This is a genomic window from Rhizobium sp. T1470, assembly GCF_042140505.1.
GTDB classification, from domain to species: domain Bacteria; phylum Pseudomonadota; class Alphaproteobacteria; order Rhizobiales; family Rhizobiaceae; genus Rhizobium; species Rhizobium favelukesii.
Genome location: NZ_CP148093.1, coordinates 654,162 through 670,289, shown reverse-complemented (window position 1 = coordinate 670,289; position 16,128 = coordinate 654,162). Strand labels below are relative to the sequence as shown.

Here is a 16,128-nt window from a genome sequence, read left to right as displayed (position 1 = left end):
GAATGAAATGGTGAGGATTTGGCAGATTGATCTGAACGTGCCGCCTGACCAGTGGCCGGACTGCCTTGCCTGGCTGAATCACGAAGAGCAGGAAAAATACCATGGTTTGAAGAATCGTATGCATCCGGGGGAGGCCGCCTTGCTGAGAAGTGAGCGGAATTGGATGATCTGTCTATATGGACGTCAATATAGACGGTGTAATAGCGATGGACGTAACGATAGAGGGCCGGCCGCAAGTCAGCCGGATGGAGATTGTCGACAGTGGGCGGCGTCGCCGTTTCAGTAACGAGGCCAAACTTGCGATCGTTGCGGAGAGTTATTCCGCTCCCCAGCAGGTCACGGCAACGGCACGGCGACATGGCATCACGCGCTTTCAGTTGAACGATTGGCGTAAGGCAGCACGTGAGGGACGGCTTGGCAGTGGCCGTGGCATTGAGGGGTTTATTCCTGCCCTGTTGGTTCCGGAGCCAGGCATCCCGGTCGCTGCGACCAAGCCTTCGATGGCACAAAGTGGCCTTATGGCACAAAGTGGCCTTATGGAGGTGCTGAGCGCGAACGGCCGCCGTGTGATCGTGGACCGCGATGTCGACGTTGAGGCTCTGCTGCGGATTGTCCGAGGACTGGAGACATTGCGATGAACCCGTTTCCGATGGGAACAGGGGTCAAAGTCTGGCTTTCGACGGGGTATACGGACATGCGCTGTGGCTTTCCCTCTCTGGCGCTTCGGGTGCAGGAGGTCTTGAAGCATGACCCGCTCGGCGGTCATTTGTTTTGCTTCAGGGGCCGGCGCGGTGACCTGATAAAATTGGTTTGGCATGACGGCCAGGGCAGTTGCTTGTTCACAAAAAGATTGGAACGCGGGAAGTTCATATGGCCTTCTGCCGAAGGTGGTGCGGTTGCAATATCACCTGCACAGCTCAGCTATCTCCTGTCTGGCATAGACTGGCGCCATCCGCAGGAAACATGGCGTCCAACGAGGGTTGGATAGCATTATTCCATTGAAAATACAGTGAGAATCTGATCGAATGACTTCATGACTGTGAAGCCTGACGATCTTCCTGCGGACCTTGCCGGCGCCTATATGGCGCTGCTGGCCGAGCGCGAGGTATTGCAGGCTGAACGTGATGTGGCGGTTGCCGAAGCTGCTAATGCGCAAGCCCTGCTGTCCGACCGCGACGCCCTGATCGCCAGTCTTGAATTGAGGATCGACAAGCTCAAGCGCGAACTGCGCGGTCAGAGCAGCGAGCGCACGGCGCGCCTGATCGACCAGTTGGAATTGCAGCTTGAGGAACTGGTCACGGCAGCTACGGAAGATGAGATTGCAGCGCAGGCTGCCGCCGCCCGGACCTCGTCCGTGCGTCCGTTTGTGCGCAAACGGCCGGTGCGAAAGCCCTGGCCGGAGGATATCGAGCGCGAGCGCGTGGTGATCGATCCTCCGATCAATTGTGTATGCTGCGGTGGCTCGCGCCTGTCTAAACTGGGTGAGGACGTCACCGAAACGCTGGAAGAGATCCCGCGCCGGTTCAAAGTGATCGAAACAGTGCGGGAAAAGTTCTCTTGCCGTGATTGTGAGGCGATCAGCCAGCCGCCAGCGCCTTTCCATGCCACGCCGCGCGGCTTTATCGGCCCTCATCTCCTGACGACGATCCTGTTTGACAAGTTCGGCATGCACAGCCCGCTCAACCGCCAGAGCACCCGGTTCAAATGCGAAGGGATCGATCTTTCGACTTCGACGCTAGCCGATCAGGTTGGTTTTGGAACATCCGCTCTCATGCCGGTTGTTGATCTGATCGAGAAGCATGTCTTTGCGGCTGAGCGGCTTTTTGGCGACGACACCACCATTCCCATCCGGGCCAAAAGCAAATGCACGACCGGGCGCATATGGACCTACGTGTGTGATGATAGGCCCTATGGCGGCGGGGCCGCGCCGGCGGCGATCTACTATGCTTCAAGCGACCGTCGGGGCGAGCATCCGCAAAAACATCTGGCCGGATATGGCGGCATTCTACAGACGGATTGTTACAACGGGTTCGAACCGATATCGGTTGCCGAAAAGAAAGAAGTGCCGATCACGTTTGCTTTTTGCCATGCCCATGCGCGGCGGAAATTCTTTGAGCTGGCCGATATCGAGAAAAGCGCCCGCGATAGCAAACGCAACGGCAGGCCGATCTCCCCGATCGCGCTGGAGGCGGTCAAACGATTTGACGCCCTGTTTGAAATCGAACGACAGATCAACGGCTTGAGTGCAGCAGAACGACTGGCCGTGCGGCAGGAAAAGAGCAAGCCTCTGTTCGACGACATGCACGAGTGGCTGAAACGCGAACGTGCCGCGCTCAGCAGATCCTCCGACCTCATCAAAGCCATGGACTACATGCTGAAACGTTGGGATGGTTTTGCCCGCTTCCTCGAAGACGGAAGAGTTTGTCTCACGAATAATGCCGCCGAGCGCGCGCTGAGAGGTATTGCATTGGGAAGGCGGAATTGGACCTTCGCCGGTTCCCCGCGCGGGGCCGATCGTGCCGCCGTCATGCTGACGCTCATTACGACCTGCCGCCTCAACGACATCGACCCGAAAGCCTGGCTCGCCGACGTCCTGGCCCGCATCGCTGATCTTCCCGCCTCTCGCCTGCACGAACTGCTTCCATGGAACTGGAAAAGTGCGTCGGCGACAGCTCATATGCTGGCGGCCTGAAGATGGCTGCCTCCGTCGTCCGCCTGAAGGTCACCCTCGATCAAGTCGATCCAATGGTGATGCGGCGTGTTGTCGTGCCATTCCGTATCAGGCTCAGTCGGCTGCACGAGGTGTTGCATGCGCGGCGACAAACAAGGTGAGACTCAGCGTCAATCAGGATGAGACTCGGCGGCGGGGGTGTGACGAAGGGAGGGCGTAGCCCGACTGGAGTTACACCCCCGCCGCGGCGCAATTTTTCGGCGTCTCATGATCGCGGTTGGCCCGGTAGCGTCGGTGATTTTCTGAGAATGGAGAATCACCTTTGTGCCGGGTCGCCATGTAACCGATCATCAGACGAGGCTTTTTATGAAGTACCGACAAAACAACCCCATTGAGGTCGCTGCCGCCAAGGCGTCGATCAGCCGGGCGACGGCTTACCGCATCGAGAAGGATGCGCGTCTTCCATCGCAGACCAAGCCGCCGCGCGACCGGCGTCGCCCCGATCCCCTTGAGCACATCTTCGACGCCGAGGTTGTTCCGCTCCTCAAGGCCGCGCCCGGCATCCGAGCGGTCGCCGTTTACAACGAGATGCTGCGGCGTCATCCAGAGCTGTCAGAAGGTGTTCGCCGTACGATTGAGCGTCGTATCCGATCATGGCGGGCTGTTCACGGTCAGGAGCAGGAAGTGATCTTCCGTCAGATGCACGAACCCGGTCGGTTAGGACTGTCGGATTTTACCGACATGGGCAGCCTCGGCGTGACGATCGCCGGCCAATCGCTCGATCATCTGCTTTATCACTTCCGGCTGGTCTGGTCGGGCTTCGAGCATGCCCATGTCATCCTGGGTGGAGAGAGCTTCGTCGCTCTGGCCGAGGGGCTGCAGAACGCCCTGTGGTCGGTTGGCGGTTCGCCGCTCTATCATCGCAGCGACAGCTTATCGGCCGCCTTCCGCAACCTCGATGCCGACGCCAAGGTCGATCTGACGCATCGCTACGACGAACTGTGCGCCCATTATCGCATGACGCCGACGCGCAACAACAAGGGCGTCGCGCACGAGAACGGCTCGATCGAAAGTTCCCACGGCCATCTCAAGAATGCGATCCGCGATGCTCTGCTGATGCGCGGAACCAGGGACTTTGGCGACCTCGGATCCTATCGCGCCTTCATCGATGAGATCGTCAGCCGCCGCAATGCCGCACATGGCAAGCGCATCGATGCCGAGCGCACGCATCTGCAAGCTCTTCCCGATCGTCGCACCACCGACTTCGAAGAGGTCATCGTCACCGTATCGAGCACCGGCGGCTTCGCCTTGCGCAAGGTCTTCTACACCGTGCCTTCCCGTCTGATTGGCCACCGGCTGCGGGTGCGTCTGTTCGACGATCGCCTCGACGTCTTCATCGGCGGCACGCATCTGCTGACATTACCCCGAGGCCGCGCCCACGCGAGTGGCAAGCACGATCAAGTCGTCAACTATCATCACGTCATTCATTCCCTGCGCAAAAAGCCGATGGCGCTTTTGGGGCTCGTCTATCGCGACAAGCTCTTCCCCAGGCCGGAATATCGCAGGACTTTCGACGCGCTCATCGAGCAACTGCCCGAGCGGCAGGCTTGCAAGATCACCGTGGAACTGCTTGCCTTGGCTCACGATCGCAGTTGCGAGCGTGAACTGGCCGAGGAGCTTGCCAAAACGCTCGACGCCCACAAACTGCCTGATCTGGCGGCTTTGAGAGCGGTCTTCAGCCCGGACCCGGATCAGTTGCCGATCGTTCATGTGCAACTCGCGTCGCTCAATGGTTATGAAGCCCTGATCGGCACGGCCTATGCGGGAGAGGTCGCATGAAGAGCAACATCCACACAGTCGATGAAGCCCGCCTCGGCATCATGCTCAACGAACTGAGGCTGCCGACGATCAAGACGTTCTGGCACCAATTTGCCGAGCAGGCCGATCGGGAAGGATGGCCTGCTGCCCGTTTCCTCTCGGCCATCGCCGAGCATGAATTGGCCGAACGCGCCCATCGCAGGATCGAAAGACACCTCGCCGAGGCCCACCTGCCACCCGGAAAGACGCTCGACAGCTTCGCCTTCGACGCTGTTCCCATGGTCTCCAAGGCCCAGGTCATGGCGATTGCAGCCGGCGATAGCTGGCTCGCCAAAGGCGCCAATATCCTGATGTTCGGTCCGCCCGGCGGCGGAAAGAGCCATCTCGCCGCAGCCGTCGGCCTCGCGCTAATCGAGAACGGCTGGCGCGTGCTCTTCACCCGCACGACCGATCTCGTCCAGAAGCTTCAGGTCGCGCGGAGGGAGCTTCAGCTCGAAGCCGCCATCGCAAAGCTCGACAAGTTCGATCTTCTCATCCTCGACGACCTGGCCTACGTCACCAAGGACCAGGCCGAAACGAGCGTGCTCTTCGAACTCATCTCCGCAAGATATGAGCGGCGTTCCATCATGATCACCGCCAATCAGCCCTTCGGAGAATGGAACCGCGTCTTTCCAGACCCGGCCATGACGCTTGCCGCGGTGGACCGACTTGTCCATCACGCAACAATCTTCGAGATGAATGTCGAAAGCTACCGGCGGCGTTCGGCCATGGAAGCCAAACGCCAGCGCGGCAGACCCGCCTCATTCGCGACAATCAAAAGCTCTTCCCAGCTTGTCGCGGAGCGGCAATCAGAACACGATGAAACTCTTGCCAGCGACAATCAACATGATAACTTCGCTCCAACCGCGACATAAGAATCTCATCCAGATTGTCGCTCGCGTCTCATCCTGATCGTCGCGCTATAGTGTTGCAGGCGGCGATGGGCTGGACCAACAGCCATCTTTATGAATTCCGCATGCGTGACGTCGGTTTTGGATTGCCTGACGAGGAATGGGGGGATGGTCCCATCGACGCTCGCAAAGTCTCGCTGCTGTCGGCAGTCCAGGACACCGGCGCGAAATCGTTCAAATACCTTTACGACTTTGGCGACGGCTGGACGCACAGCATCAAGATCGAGCGCACCTTCCCGGCAATCGGCACGGAAGGCCCGATGCTCCTCGAAGCGGCAGGACACTGCCCACCCGAGGACGTCGGTGGCCCATGGGGGTATCAGGAGTTCCGCGAGGCGCTTGTCGATCCGGCACACGAGCGACATGCCGAACTCGTCGAATGGTGGGGCGGCAGCGATTACGATCCTGGCAATGCCAACCTCAGCCAACTCAACAAAGCCGTCGACGATCTGGCTGCCAAATGGGCCCGAAGAGCGCGCCGAAAAATCTGAAGGCATGCAAAAGGACCCAACTTGAACCGTATCACTCGATCATAACCCGGCTGAAGTTCACGCGCGAGCCTTCATCCCGCGTGATTGCTCGGATGCATACAAAGAATCGACACGACGCGCGAAGATTTGCAGCGGCGCACGTGGCCTTACGCCGGATCTTGGCAGGTTGGTTGATTATTGAGCCCTGGGATGTGAAATTTGCGTACGGCCAATGGCGTCGCCCATACGTTCTCGGCGGGCCGTTCTTTTCGATGAGCCGGAGCGGCGATCTCGCACTTGTCGCTGTCTCTCACCACCCTTTGCTCGGCATCGACGTCGAATGCGTCGACCAAGTCGTTGAATGGAGCTGGCTTGAGACTATTTGGTCGCCGGCAGAATGGCGACGGCTTCGGACGATGAAGAATGCTCCTGAACTACTATTGCGCCTTTGGGTTCGTAAAGAAGCCGCAGTAAAAGCTCTGGGACTTGGTCTTACCCACCCCCTGTCGCAGGTCGTTGTTCCACTCTCGGAACAGACTGGCCCCAATGGTGCGCGTCTGTGGGTTCGAAACAATCAGGCAAGCCACTGCTGGCGGCTGTACGACTTACCAACAAAGGTTGGTTTCATCGGATCGATCGTAACGGCGCGGCCTGTCGCTCCTGAAAATTTGGCAGTGCATGCGTTCCCTCCGTAGGTACGGAGCGGAGACGTTGGCGAAAGCACAGGCCCGCAGGTTGCGCCGCCGCCGCAGGGAATATTCAATATCCCTCGGGTCGGTATGCTCGATGCGGTGCCAAAGGTAACAATGGCCAAAAGCTTGCCTGCTGAAATCGTGCGATCGGCCCCGGTGGGGCGTTCGAAAGGCTACGAGCTCTTCTCGCTTCAGCCGGAGCTCAGGATGTAACGACGATTTGGAGTGAGGGCGGGACGTGCGTTCATTGAATAGAGCGTAATGAACCTCTTGATGTCGGCCGCATCCACCTCGACCGGTTCCTTCGCTATTATCCAGTCGACGATTTCGCTGCAAGGCGGTGTGGTGAGCGATCCCTCATAGGCCCAATACGTGAGCGAGGCGGGCAGCATTTTGCTCGGCTCGACGTCGGGAAGGGCGGTTTCTTCACCGGCGTTTTGCGGGAAGGCCGCAGCCAAGGTGGAGAAAGTCGCGTTGGTGGCTCCCGGAACAAGGAAAACGCCAAGCACGCCCAGAGCACCCGTTTCGGCGTGTTTATGCACGAAATGCGCCTCCATCGGGAAATGCTTGCCTTCGACCAGATGTTCACTCGGAGCATGGAAATGGTACTGCACCAGTTCATAGAACTGATCACCGCGGCGAAGCGTTCCTCCGGGTGCCGCATTCACCTGGATCGCGTGCCCATTATTCAGGATAGTCCCGCCGGTCTTCCAGTCGAGCGCGAGGTCCGGGATGTCGGCTTTGATAGCGCCCCTGATATCGAGGGGCGATTGTTGTGAACCGGACGAGCATGCACGGTTCTCCTCGGTCAAAGATCCCCAGTCTTCTGGACCAGCGTCACCGCCATAGCTCCAATGCACCCCTTCCGCAGCGTAAGCAGTCTTGACGCAAAGCGGGCAAGCAGCAAGCATTGCCAAACGTTTGATGAAGTCACGTCTTTCCATATTCTTTCCCTTTTAATGAGCCGCGCGCATAGCGCTCGCCCTCGAAGATTCGTCGTTGCTGGCCTCGCAGATAGCCTTTGTACGCCGCAATCGGTGTCGTAGCCTGCCAGGCCTTATGCTCTGACTGGCAACTGGAGAAATCGATTGGTTTGATAGGAGCCATCCATGTACCGAATGTTGCCGTGTCCATTTCGCATCAATGCTGGGCAAAGGCTGGCCGCACACGACAGCTCGTAGATCCCGATTGGGGAACACCGTTCGATTTCCAACTCGTTGCATTCCCACCTGCTCATGATCTGAGTGGATTACTCCAGCATTTCGCTGAATCCGCCGCTGTGGAGGCTTATTCAGAAAATGCGCATCTCATTAACGTTCCCGCTGATGGCCGTCTTGATCGTGCGCTATTCGTGGAGAGCCTTGGCTGTCGTCGTCGCCTCAGCGATCGTCAGCACTAAGACCTCGATCATCGTCTGCTTTGACGACAAGCTTCATCCTTACTGACGAGTTCGATGCTAGCTTTTTATTACAGCTATTTTCCTCATCGGGATTTTCCTAGCTTCGCACATGGAGAGGGTGCTGTCGAACTATTTAGGAAAGTTCCAACGCCGGTGCAACTGCTCGTGTTGGTAGGGTTTTTCCTCGCGCCTAAGGCGATTGTTGAAGGCAGCTAGCTCCTAGGCGACTTCGCATACGCACTGCTGGCGGCTTACATGGTTGTCTCTTGCATTGCGTCTGCACACGGCTTTTTTTGGAGACACTGGCTATGCGATGGATCGGAAGGGTTTCCTATTCGATGTACCTAATTCACGTTCCCATCGTGTTAGCATTGAATTATGTGCTGCATGATCATGTTCCGATTCTCGCTGTACTGGCATTGGCGATTTTCCTGATGCTGATTGCGACCGAAATTTTTTATCGGTTCGTTGAACAGCCTGCCATCCGATTGGCTCGAATCGAGCAGGCTGTTGAAAAGGCCACTGGCGCATAGGCTCTGGTCGTGATTCGCTCGCTTTATTGCGATTTGGACCTGATGGATGCGCGGCGGCGATGTGAGGACAGGCGAACTCTTCAGCTATGTCGATCTCGAGGATCGCGTTCGTAAAGATCATCCGCTACGGGCTATCCGCCAGATCGTGAACGAAGCGCTCGTTTCACTGGAACGAGATTTTGCAGCGCTTTATTCACCGATCGGATGGCCGTCGATCGCGCCTGAAAAGCTTCTTCGTGCCATGCTTTTGCAAGCCTTCTATTCGATCCGTTCCGAGCGACTTCTGACGGAGCGGTTGGAATACGACCTTCTATTCCGCTGGTTCGTCGACATCGGCATTGCTGATCCAGCTTGGGACCATTCGGTGTTTTCGAAGAACCGCGACTGCTTGCTGAAAGGTGACATCGCTGCGAAGTCCCTGGGTGCAATCCTTTCTCAGCCCAAGGTAAAGCGGCGGCTGTGAACGGACTACTTCTCTGTTAATGGCACGCTAATCGAAGGGCGGCTCGGACGAACCGCCATCGGACGGCGGTGGTCGCAACGCGGAAGGAGACTTCCATGGTGAAAAGCGTTCCAACCAGACGCATGCATCAACGACCGATCCGGATGCGAAACTTTATAGGAAGGGAAAAGGAGGCCAAATTGTGCTTCATGGGGCATGGGTTGATGGAAAACCGCCATGGTCTTCTGGTCAATGCTTTTCCGACGGAGGCAACCGCATATACCGAACGCATTGCAGCTCTTCATATGATCAAACCCTTCTGCGACCGGCCACAAGCCGTCACGCTGGGTGCCGACAAGGCCTATGACACCAAGGACTTCGTCCAAGATTTGTGGTCGATGAAGGAGACGCCCCATGTGGCGCAGAACCGTACGCATCCGAGCAGGGCCGCCTTGTAGGAATTGTCGGATTTGGCACTGACTGTCCTTATTGACGTCAAAAAGGACAGTGCGGAATGGAACGGCTTGAGATTGTCGATAGCGGCCGGCGGCGACGCTTCAGCAAAGAGATGAAGCTGCAGATTGTCGCCGAGAGCTATTCGGAACCTGGCTTGTGTGCGACGACGGCGCGGCGACATGGGATTTCCCGTTCGCAGTTATATGAATGGCGGCGGCTCGCACGAGCGTGGCAACTGGATGTTGGGTCGCCTGCCGGCGGCTTTATCCCAGCACTGCTTGTTCCAGAGATAGAGCCGGCAGCAGGGTCATTGCCGAACGCCGGCCGGATGGAGGTTGTCAGCTCGAATGGTCGCCGTGTGATCGTGGACCGCGATGTCGACGTTGAGGCGCTGCTTCAGATCATGCGCGGACTGGAGACGCTGCGGTGAATCCGTTTCCGATGGGAACAGGCGTCAAGGTCTGGCTTTCGACGGGGTATACGGACATGCGCTGTGGCTTCCCCTCTCTGGCGCTTCGGGTGCAGGAGGTTCTGAAGCATGATCCGTTGTCAGGGCATCTCTTCGTCTTCAGGGGCCGCAGATCGGATATTTTGAAGATCATCTGGCATGACGGTTTGGGTGCCTGCCTTTTTACCCGGCGGCTGGAGCGAGGCCGGTTCATCTGGCCGAATTTGGAGGGCGGTGCGGTTGCGATCTCTCCAGCACAACTGTCTTATTTGTTGTCCGGGATCGACTGGCGCAATCCGCAGGAAACATGGCGTCCGACACGGGTCTGATAGCATTATTACATTGAAAATACAGGGAGAATCTGATCGAATGGCTTCATGAATTCGAAGCCTGCCGATCTTCCCGCGGACCTTGCGAGCGCCTATCTGGCGCTGCTTTCCGAGCGTGAGATGTTACAGGCTGAACGCGATGTCGTTGTTGCCGAGCGCGACACCGTCGTCGCCGAGCGGGACATTGCGGTGGCGCAAGCCGCCAATGCGCAGGCCATGTTATCGGACAGCGAGGCACTGATTGCCCGTCTGGAACTGGCGATCGAAAAGCTGAAGCGCGAACTGCGCGGCCAGAGATCTGAGCGCACGGCGCGACTGATCGACCAGATGGAATTGCAGCTCGAAGAGCTGGTGATGGCGGCGACGGAGGATGAAATTGCGGCGCAGGCTGCGGCTGCCAGGACATCGAGCGTGCGTTCGTTTACACGCAAACGGCCGGTACGAAAGCCCTGGCCGGAGGATATCGAGCGACAACGTGTGATCATCGATCCTCCCACCGCTTGTGTCTGTTGCGGTGGATCGCGTTTGTCGAAACTGGGCGAGGACGTCACTGAGACGCTGGAGGAGATTCCGCGCCGGTTCAAAGTGATCGAGACGGTGCGGGAGAAATTTACCTGCCGTGACTGCGAGTCGATCAGCCAGCCGCCGGCGCCGTTCCATGCCACGCCGCGCGGCTTCATCGGCCCTCATCTGCTGGCCACGATCCTGTTCGACAAGTTCGGAATGCATAGCCCTCTCAACCGCCAGAGCACCCGGTTCAAAAGCGAGGGCATCGAGCTTTCGACCTCGACGCTGGCTGACCAGGTCGGGTTTGGGACAGCCGCGCTCATGCCGGTCTTTGATCTGATCGAGGCGCATGTCTTCGCGGCCGAGCGCCTTCACGGCGACGACACCACCATTCCCATTCAGGCCAAAGACAAATGCACGACCGGGCGCATATGGACTTACGTATGCGATGACCTGCCCTTCGGCGGTGCGGCGCCGCCGGCGGCAATATACTATGCGTCGAGTAACCGGCGTGGTGAGCACCCGCAGAAACACCTGGCCGGGTATGGCGGCATTCTGCAGAGCGATTGCTACAATGGCTTCGAGCCGCTCAGTGTCGCCGAGAAGAAAGCGGTGCCGATCACCTTTGCCTTTTGCCATGCGCATGCGCGGCGTAAATTCTTTGAACTGGCCGACATCCAGAAAAGTGCCCGTGATCGCAAACGCAGAGGCAAGCCGATCTCGCCGATCGCATTGGAAGCCGTCCAACGGTACGATGCGCTGTTCGAGATCGAGCGCCAGATCAATGGATTGAGCGCCGAAGAACGACTGGCCGCGCGGCAGGAAAAGAGCAAGCCGCTGTTCGATGACATGCACGAGTGGCTGAAACGGGAGCGCGCCACGCTCAGCAGATCCTCCGAGGTCATCGAGCCGATCGACTACATGCTGAAGCGATGGGATGGTTTTGCCGGTTTCCTGGAAGATGGCCGGATTTGTCTCACGAACAATGCCGCCGAGCGCGCGCTGAGAGGTATTGCCCTCGGGCGCCGCAACTGGACCTTCGCCGGTTCCCAGCGTGGGGCCGATCGTGCCGCCATCATGCTCACCTTCATCACGACCTGCCGTCTCAACGACGTCGACCCAAAGGCATGGCTCGCCGATGTGTTCGCACGCATCGCCGATCTTCCCGTCTCCCGCCTGCACGAACTGCTCCCGTGGACGTGGAAAAGGCTCCGTGAGGCCGAAAAGGCCCAGGATCAGTACATCGCCTGAGCGACAGCCTCACCATACATCAGCAAGTGCGCCTGCGCGCGAGCCAATTCCGCGGCCTTCCGCGTATGGATACGCAGAACCAATGGTCGCCGCTCGTCGTTACGGCTCAAGCTGCTTCTTGCAACTTTGCGTAACAGAACCGAGCTTCGTGCTATCGGCGGGAGCCGCGTCCGGCGCTTGAAACGCCGGCGGCGAGGAGAGCGCGAGGGCGCGCCGGTCCAGCAGACCCGAAATGCGGATTGGTTCAACTCATCAGAGCGAAACCCATCGTACAAAGCACAATTGCGCCGGCCGAACAGATTCAGCATCTGCACTCACAATTGTGTTGGCGCCGGGCGTGTTAAATCACGAAGAATGTCGACTATACGGCCGTCAGTTCGCGAGGAGCGCACGCATGTGCCGGACGGCAGTCTGAAACCTCATCGAACGCAAACCGGCAAAGCGCAACCAGTACTTCGAGGCGCGTCGGGGTAGATGATGGAGCAAATCTTAGGTTGGGGCCGGGTTGAACTCCAGGAGCGGAGCAAGACGCCCCTGGGCACCAACTTAGCGGGAAGATGGAATCGCTGTGCGGCCCACATCTTAGAGTCGGACTCGAAAAGAGTTCAATGGTAACAATACCTTGCGAGACGTCTAGTGATGAGGCGGATATGGGCGATCATGATCCATGCCTCGGCTGAAGCGATGGATTTTTCGACGTCCTTCGCCAATCTCCGGCACCTTCCAAGCCATGCAAATGTTCGCTCGACGACCCAACGGCGTGGTAGCACTTCGAAGCCTTTGGTCTTGTCGCTGCGCTTGATGATTTCGACCGTGAAGCGACCGACCTTCTTCAGCTTCCGTTTCAATTTGTCGCCCGCATAGCCACCGTCGGCGAAAACATGCAGCAACCATGGCCATCTGTGACAAATGGATTTCAGTAAATCGGGAGCGCCATCGCGGTCCTGGATATCGGCGCTGTGAACCATGAGGCCAACCAGCAGGCCGAGTGTGTCGACGACGATATGGCGCTTGCGGCCCTTGATCTTTTTGCCGGCGTCGTAACCTCGAATGCCGCCGCTTTCGGTGGTTTTGACGCTTTGGCTGTCGATCACGCCTGCCGTAGGACTGGCCTCTTTGCCTTCCAGTTCGCGCGCCGCCTTCACTAGATGGTGGTTGATGCGGGCCCAAAGCCCAATACCCCGCCACGCATAGAAGTATCGCTGAACCGTCGAGCACGGCGGAAAGTCCTTTGGCAGCATCCGCCATTGGCAGCCGGTCGAGGCGATATACAAAAGCGCATTCATGACCTCACGCAGCACCGTTGTTCGCGGTCGCCCAAGTCGACGGGGCGCAGGTAGGAGCGGCTCGACAATTCGCCATTCTCTATCCGTCATATCGCTTGCATAGCGTGCTGCTCGCCGGGCATATTGCCGACGGGTGGTTTCGGTCCAGGCCATCGTGAACTCCATCGAATCTTCGCAAATCCGAAGGAATCACAACCTGTTGAAATCACCCACTTCTTTTTGAGGCAGCCTCTTAGAGCTTTGCCAAACGAACGAAATTCCGCAGGGGCCGTTCCAAGGAATATCAATTGAAACTTCAGGTTGGTGCATTGGCAAACTCAAGCCGAAAGGCCCTGCACCAGCAGTTAACATCATCGTATTTCTGCTTCTTCTGCGCCTTGTTTGTTTCGAAGATTAGCATCGACCTGTGCCGCTCTTGATGTCACGCCGCGAAAGGCGTTGGCGGCGTGCCCGACGACGGCCGCGTCCATGAAAGGCGATGCAACCCTTTTGGGTCCATTATTCCGATTGGCCTTGCCATGATACCAACGAGCGCTAATCAAAACCGGTGCGCCCAGTCACGCATTCCAATCGACATGATCTTCCACGGCTGAGCGACCAGCTTGTTCCATGCGTCGCAGCAATGGGCGACGATGTCCTCGTAATCTTTGAAGATCCGGTTGGACAACCAGTTGTCACGCAGAAATTGCCACACGTACTCGACGGGATTTAATTCGGGCGAGCGTGGCGGCAGGAAGAGCAGTGTGATGTTGTCGGGCACATCGAGCTTCGGCGTGACATGCCACCCCGCCTGATCAACGATCAGCACGGCATGAGCGCCGTCATCGACGGCCTGGCTGATTTCGATCAAATGCTGGTTCATGGCGCTGGTGTCGCAGTAGGGAAGAACAAGGCCCGCACCTTTGCCCTTCTTGGGGCAGATGGCGCCGAAGATATAAGTCCACATCGTGCGTTGATCGAGTGGTGCCGAAGGCCTTGTGCCCTTGCGTGCCCATCGTCGGGTGATCTTGTTCTTCTGCCCTATCCGAGCTTCGTCGGCCCACCAGAGCTCGATCTCGATGTTCTTGGGGAGCCTGCCTTTGATGGTTGCCAGTGTGGCGGGGAAGTTTTTTTAAAACTCTCCAGGTCACCCTCGTTCTGGGCGTAATGGCGCGGACGAGCAGACAGCTTTGCAAAGCCGAGCGCCTTCAATTCGCGGCCAATGGTCGTTTCATCGACGGATATCCGATATTCTTGGAACAGCCATTGAGCAAGATCCTTGCGCCGCCAGCGCACAACGCCATGCACCGCCGGTATCGGGCCACTTTCGACGATCTTTGCCAAAGCCTGGCGATGCACGTCGGAAAGCTTTCCTTGATTGCCGGGTGCTTTGCCATTGATGAGCCCCGACGGGCCACGCGCATTGAAGCGAATAACCCAGTCGCGGACAATTTGCAGGGTCACGCCTCCGATCCTGGCCGCATCGCTGCGGGAATGGCCATCATAGATTTCGGCAAGGGCAAGAAGCCGCCGAGCCTGTGCCGCATCCTTCGTGCCTTTGGCCAACGCCCGAAGAGCGAAGCCGTCGAAGTCATCGCGCAGTGGAATTCCTGATGTCATCCGCAAACCTCCGTTTGCGGTATTGATTCAGAACTCAACTGATTTGGAAACCTCAAAAAGAGTCAGAGATCGCTCACGCTGGTATGACTCATGCGCCGCCAGACATCATCCCACAAACTGGGTGTCAGAAACGCGACACAGCGGTGCGCGAGCTGCCGCCTGGCGATGGCGTCTCTCGCCACTGAATTATACTCGAAATTTCGTTTTCGGCGCTCCTAAATCTAGTTGGCATGAATTTTGAAACGTCCTCGGTGTACAGCGCAGGTGCTGCCAAACAGCACTGAATTGTTCGCCAAGTGATAGCGGAAAACGAAGGTCACACGGCTTAGGCTCGTGAGCTCGAAAGCGTATATTCGAAGTGACGGGCCACTCTGCAGCAAGCAAATCTGCGCGTCGATACAAACGACCCATCGAGGTGATTCCATGGAGTATCGCACTATCTCAGTCGTGAATTCAACGCCTAGGGGCGATGGCACAATGTCCAATCAGTTTTCGCTTGATGGAGCAAACAATCGCGAGGTGACGACTGATGAAGAGATTGCCCTCGCGTTTGACATGTTTCTCAGCCAGCTCAATCGAGCTATTTGCATTGAACAGCTGTTTGACAGAATATCCGTTTTTGCCCGCAACTTCGATTGCCGTTGGATTGCGTATGGTCCTCCAGCGCAATTACAGGATCCACACAGGCAGAACGGAGGCAAACGGCGGGTAGCATCGAATTACCCACTCGAGTGGCAAGAGTACTGTGTCAAAAAGGGCTATGACATGATCGATCCCAGCGTAAAGACGAGCCGGTTTCACTCGGCCGCTTTTCGGTGGAGTGAAGTCTACGCAGAGCCAAGCACAACTGACAGCGAACTGCGCGTCTTCGACGAGGCGGCACAGTTCGGGCTGAGGTCGGGAGTTACCATTCCACTACATGGGCCTTGGGGCAATTTCTCGACCATGAGCTTTGCTCGAACTGAAAGATGCGATCTAGGAAATAGCGCAATCTCTTACTTGCAACTAGCCGCGTTTTATTATCACATCAAGGTAATCGGATGCCTAGAATTGAGTGGGGACCACTTTCCTAGGCTCTCTGTCAGAGAAAAAGAATGTATTCTGTGGGTGGCAAAAGGAAAGTCGTCTTGGAGTATCGGGAATATAATTGGCATTTCTCCAAATACAGTCGATTTTCATGTTAAGAATGTAATGCGGAAATTGGAAACTGGCAGCAGAACAGTTGCCGCTCTGAAAGCTGCGCGGCTCGGAATTATCGAACCGTAGATCAATCAGAT

The 16,128-nt window shown here is 57.4% G+C and carries 16 protein-coding genes and 2 pseudogenes; 15 read left to right on the top strand and 3 right to left on the bottom strand.

Going from position 1 to position 16,128, the window contains the following annotated elements:
• The first annotated feature begins 176 nt into the window (after nt 1-176).
• From WGT02_RS33150 to WGT02_RS33115, 8 genes and pseudogenes are all read left to right on the top strand, one after another.
• Nucleotides 177-638, top strand: coding sequence for a transposase (locus tag WGT02_RS33150; RefSeq protein ID WP_375678551.1), 462 nt, complete (start codon nt 177-179; stop codon nt 636-638).
• A complete protein-coding gene (gene tnpB, locus WGT02_RS33145) occupies nt 635-988 on the top strand; it encodes an IS66 family insertion sequence element accessory protein TnpB (RefSeq protein WP_208245196.1) in 354 nt (117 codons plus the stop codon). The genes WGT02_RS33150 and tnpB (WGT02_RS33145) overlap by 4 nt, the downstream gene beginning before the upstream one ends.
• A 45-nt stretch (nt 989-1,033) precedes the next feature.
• Complete coding sequence (locus WGT02_RS33140) at nt 1,034-2,692, top strand: IS66 family transposase (protein ID WP_208245348.1); 1,659 nt, start codon at nt 1,034-1,036, stop codon at nt 2,690-2,692.
• 2 nt (nt 2,693-2,694) lie between these two features.
• Nucleotides 2,695-2,814 (top strand): annotated as a pseudogene (locus WGT02_RS33135) (plasmid pRiA4b ORF-3 family protein); the annotation flags it as partial.
• A gap of 223 nt (nt 2,815-3,037) precedes the next feature.
• On the top strand, nt 3,038-4,510 hold the full coding sequence (gene istA, locus WGT02_RS33130; protein ID WP_208245170.1) for an IS21 family transposase: 1,473 nt from the start codon (nt 3,038-3,040) through the stop codon (nt 4,508-4,510).
• A complete protein-coding gene (gene istB, locus WGT02_RS33125; protein WP_208245168.1) occupies nt 4,507-5,403 on the top strand; it encodes an IS21-like element helper ATPase IstB in 897 nt (298 codons plus the stop codon). The genes istA and istB overlap by 4 nt, the downstream gene beginning before the upstream one ends.
• Entirely contained in the window at nt 5,400-5,930 is a 531-nt protein-coding gene (locus WGT02_RS33120) for a plasmid pRiA4b ORF-3 family protein (protein ID WP_375679854.1), read from the top strand. Before istB ends, WGT02_RS33120 begins: the two co-directional genes overlap by 4 nt.
• Nucleotides 5,900-6,604, top strand: coding sequence for a 4'-phosphopantetheinyl transferase superfamily protein (locus tag WGT02_RS33115; protein WP_208246263.1), 705 nt, complete (start codon nt 5,900-5,902; stop codon nt 6,602-6,604). Before WGT02_RS33120 ends, WGT02_RS33115 begins: the two co-directional genes overlap by 31 nt.
• A gap of 188 nt (nt 6,605-6,792) precedes the next feature.
• Here the strand turns inward: WGT02_RS33115 and WGT02_RS33110 are convergent, their stop codons facing one another.
• Complete coding sequence (locus tag WGT02_RS33110; RefSeq protein ID WP_208246262.1) at nt 6,793-7,545, bottom strand: carbonic anhydrase; 753 nt, start codon at nt 7,543-7,545, stop codon at nt 6,793-6,795.
• 354 nt (nt 7,546-7,899) lie between these two features.
• Between WGT02_RS33110 and WGT02_RS33105 the strand changes: the two genes are divergently transcribed.
• The 6 genes and pseudogenes from WGT02_RS33105 (at nt 7,900) to WGT02_RS33080 (ending at nt 11,966) form a co-directional block, all read left to right on the top strand.
• A complete protein-coding gene (locus tag WGT02_RS33105) occupies nt 7,900-8,046 on the top strand; it encodes a hypothetical protein (protein WP_208246260.1) in 147 nt (48 codons plus the stop codon).
• Nucleotides 8,047-8,308: 262 nt separating this feature from the next.
• Complete coding sequence (locus tag WGT02_RS33100; RefSeq protein ID WP_375679706.1) at nt 8,309-8,533, top strand: acyltransferase family protein; 225 nt, start codon at nt 8,309-8,311, stop codon at nt 8,531-8,533.
• 46 nt (nt 8,534-8,579) lie between these two features.
• A pseudogene (locus WGT02_RS33095) lies at nt 8,580-9,424 on the top strand (transposase); the annotation flags it as partial.
• Between the two features lie 65 nt (nt 9,425-9,489).
• Nucleotides 9,490-9,861, top strand: a complete 372-nt coding sequence (locus tag WGT02_RS33090; protein WP_208246116.1) for a transposase — start codon at nt 9,490-9,492, stop codon at nt 9,859-9,861.
• Between the two features lie 11 nt (nt 9,862-9,872).
• Nucleotides 9,873-10,208 (top strand): IS66 family insertion sequence element accessory protein TnpB, encoded by a 336-nt coding sequence (gene tnpB / locus WGT02_RS33085; protein ID WP_208246417.1) that lies wholly within the window; start codon nt 9,873-9,875, stop codon nt 10,206-10,208.
• A 48-nt stretch (nt 10,209-10,256) separates the two neighbouring features.
• Nucleotides 10,257-11,966 carry an IS66 family transposase gene (locus tag WGT02_RS33080; RefSeq protein WP_208246114.1) on the top strand — a complete coding sequence of 570 codons (1,710 nt, stop codon included), beginning with the start codon at nt 10,257-10,259 and terminating at the stop codon, nt 11,964-11,966.
• A gap of 605 nt (nt 11,967-12,571) precedes the next feature.
• On the opposite strand, the gene WGT02_RS33075 is transcribed toward WGT02_RS33080, so the two are convergent.
• Together WGT02_RS33075 and WGT02_RS33070 are read right to left on the bottom strand one after the other, a co-directional pair.
• Nucleotides 12,572-13,405, bottom strand: a complete 834-nt coding sequence (locus WGT02_RS33075; protein WP_208246385.1) for an IS5 family transposase — start codon at nt 13,403-13,405, stop codon at nt 12,572-12,574.
• Between the two features lie 385 nt (nt 13,406-13,790).
• Nucleotides 13,791-14,851, bottom strand: a protein-coding gene (locus WGT02_RS33070; protein ID WP_208246256.1) for an IS630 family transposase whose coding sequence is annotated in 2 segments (ribosomal slippage) — nt 13,791-14,359 and nt 14,359-14,851 — 1,062 coding nt in all. Because the reading frame shifts where the segments join, the coding sequence is not laid out codon by codon here.
• A 477-nt stretch (nt 14,852-15,328) separates the two neighbouring features.
• Here WGT02_RS33070 and WGT02_RS33065 point away from each other — a divergent pair.
• Nucleotides 15,329-16,117 (top strand): LuxR family transcriptional regulator, encoded by a 789-nt coding sequence (locus WGT02_RS33065; RefSeq protein ID WP_210363100.1) that lies wholly within the window; start codon nt 15,329-15,331, stop codon nt 16,115-16,117.
• The last annotated feature ends 11 nt before the right edge of the window (nt 16,118-16,128 follow it).

Coding starts and splice junctions, on each gene's coding strand:
- istA (WP_208245170.1), top strand. CDS start 3,038: ATGAAGTACCGACAAAACAACCCCATTGAGGTCGCTGCCGCCAAGGCG.
- WGT02_RS33100 (WP_375679706.1), top strand. CDS start 8,309: ATGCGATGGATCGGAAGGGTTTCCTATTCGATGTACCTAATTCACGTT.
- WGT02_RS33080 (WP_208246114.1), top strand. CDS start 10,257: ATGAATTCGAAGCCTGCCGATCTTCCCGCGGACCTTGCGAGCGCCTAT.
- WGT02_RS33090 (WP_208246116.1), top strand. CDS start 9,490: ATGGAACGGCTTGAGATTGTCGATAGCGGCCGGCGGCGACGCTTCAGC.
- tnpB (WP_208245196.1), top strand. CDS start 635: ATGAACCCGTTTCCGATGGGAACAGGGGTCAAAGTCTGGCTTTCGACG.
- istB (WP_208245168.1), top strand. CDS start 4,507: ATGAAGAGCAACATCCACACAGTCGATGAAGCCCGCCTCGGCATCATG.
- WGT02_RS33065 (WP_210363100.1), top strand. CDS start 15,329: ATGTCCAATCAGTTTTCGCTTGATGGAGCAAACAATCGCGAGGTGACG.
- WGT02_RS33140 (WP_208245348.1), top strand. CDS start 1,034: ATGACTGTGAAGCCTGACGATCTTCCTGCGGACCTTGCCGGCGCCTAT.
- WGT02_RS33105 (WP_208246260.1), top strand. CDS start 7,900: ATGCGCATCTCATTAACGTTCCCGCTGATGGCCGTCTTGATCGTGCGC.
- WGT02_RS33075 (WP_208246385.1), bottom strand. CDS start 13,405: ATGGCCTGGACCGAAACCACCCGTCGGCAATATGCCCGGCGAGCAGCA.
- WGT02_RS33110 (WP_208246262.1), bottom strand. CDS start 7,545: ATGGAAAGACGTGACTTCATCAAACGTTTGGCAATGCTTGCTGCTTGC.
- WGT02_RS33150 (WP_375678551.1), top strand. CDS start 177: ATGGACGTCAATATAGACGGTGTAATAGCGATGGACGTAACGATAGAG.
- tnpB (WP_208246417.1), top strand. CDS start 9,873: ATGGGAACAGGCGTCAAGGTCTGGCTTTCGACGGGGTATACGGACATG.
- WGT02_RS33115 (WP_208246263.1), top strand. CDS start 5,900: ATGGGCCCGAAGAGCGCGCCGAAAAATCTGAAGGCATGCAAAAGGACC.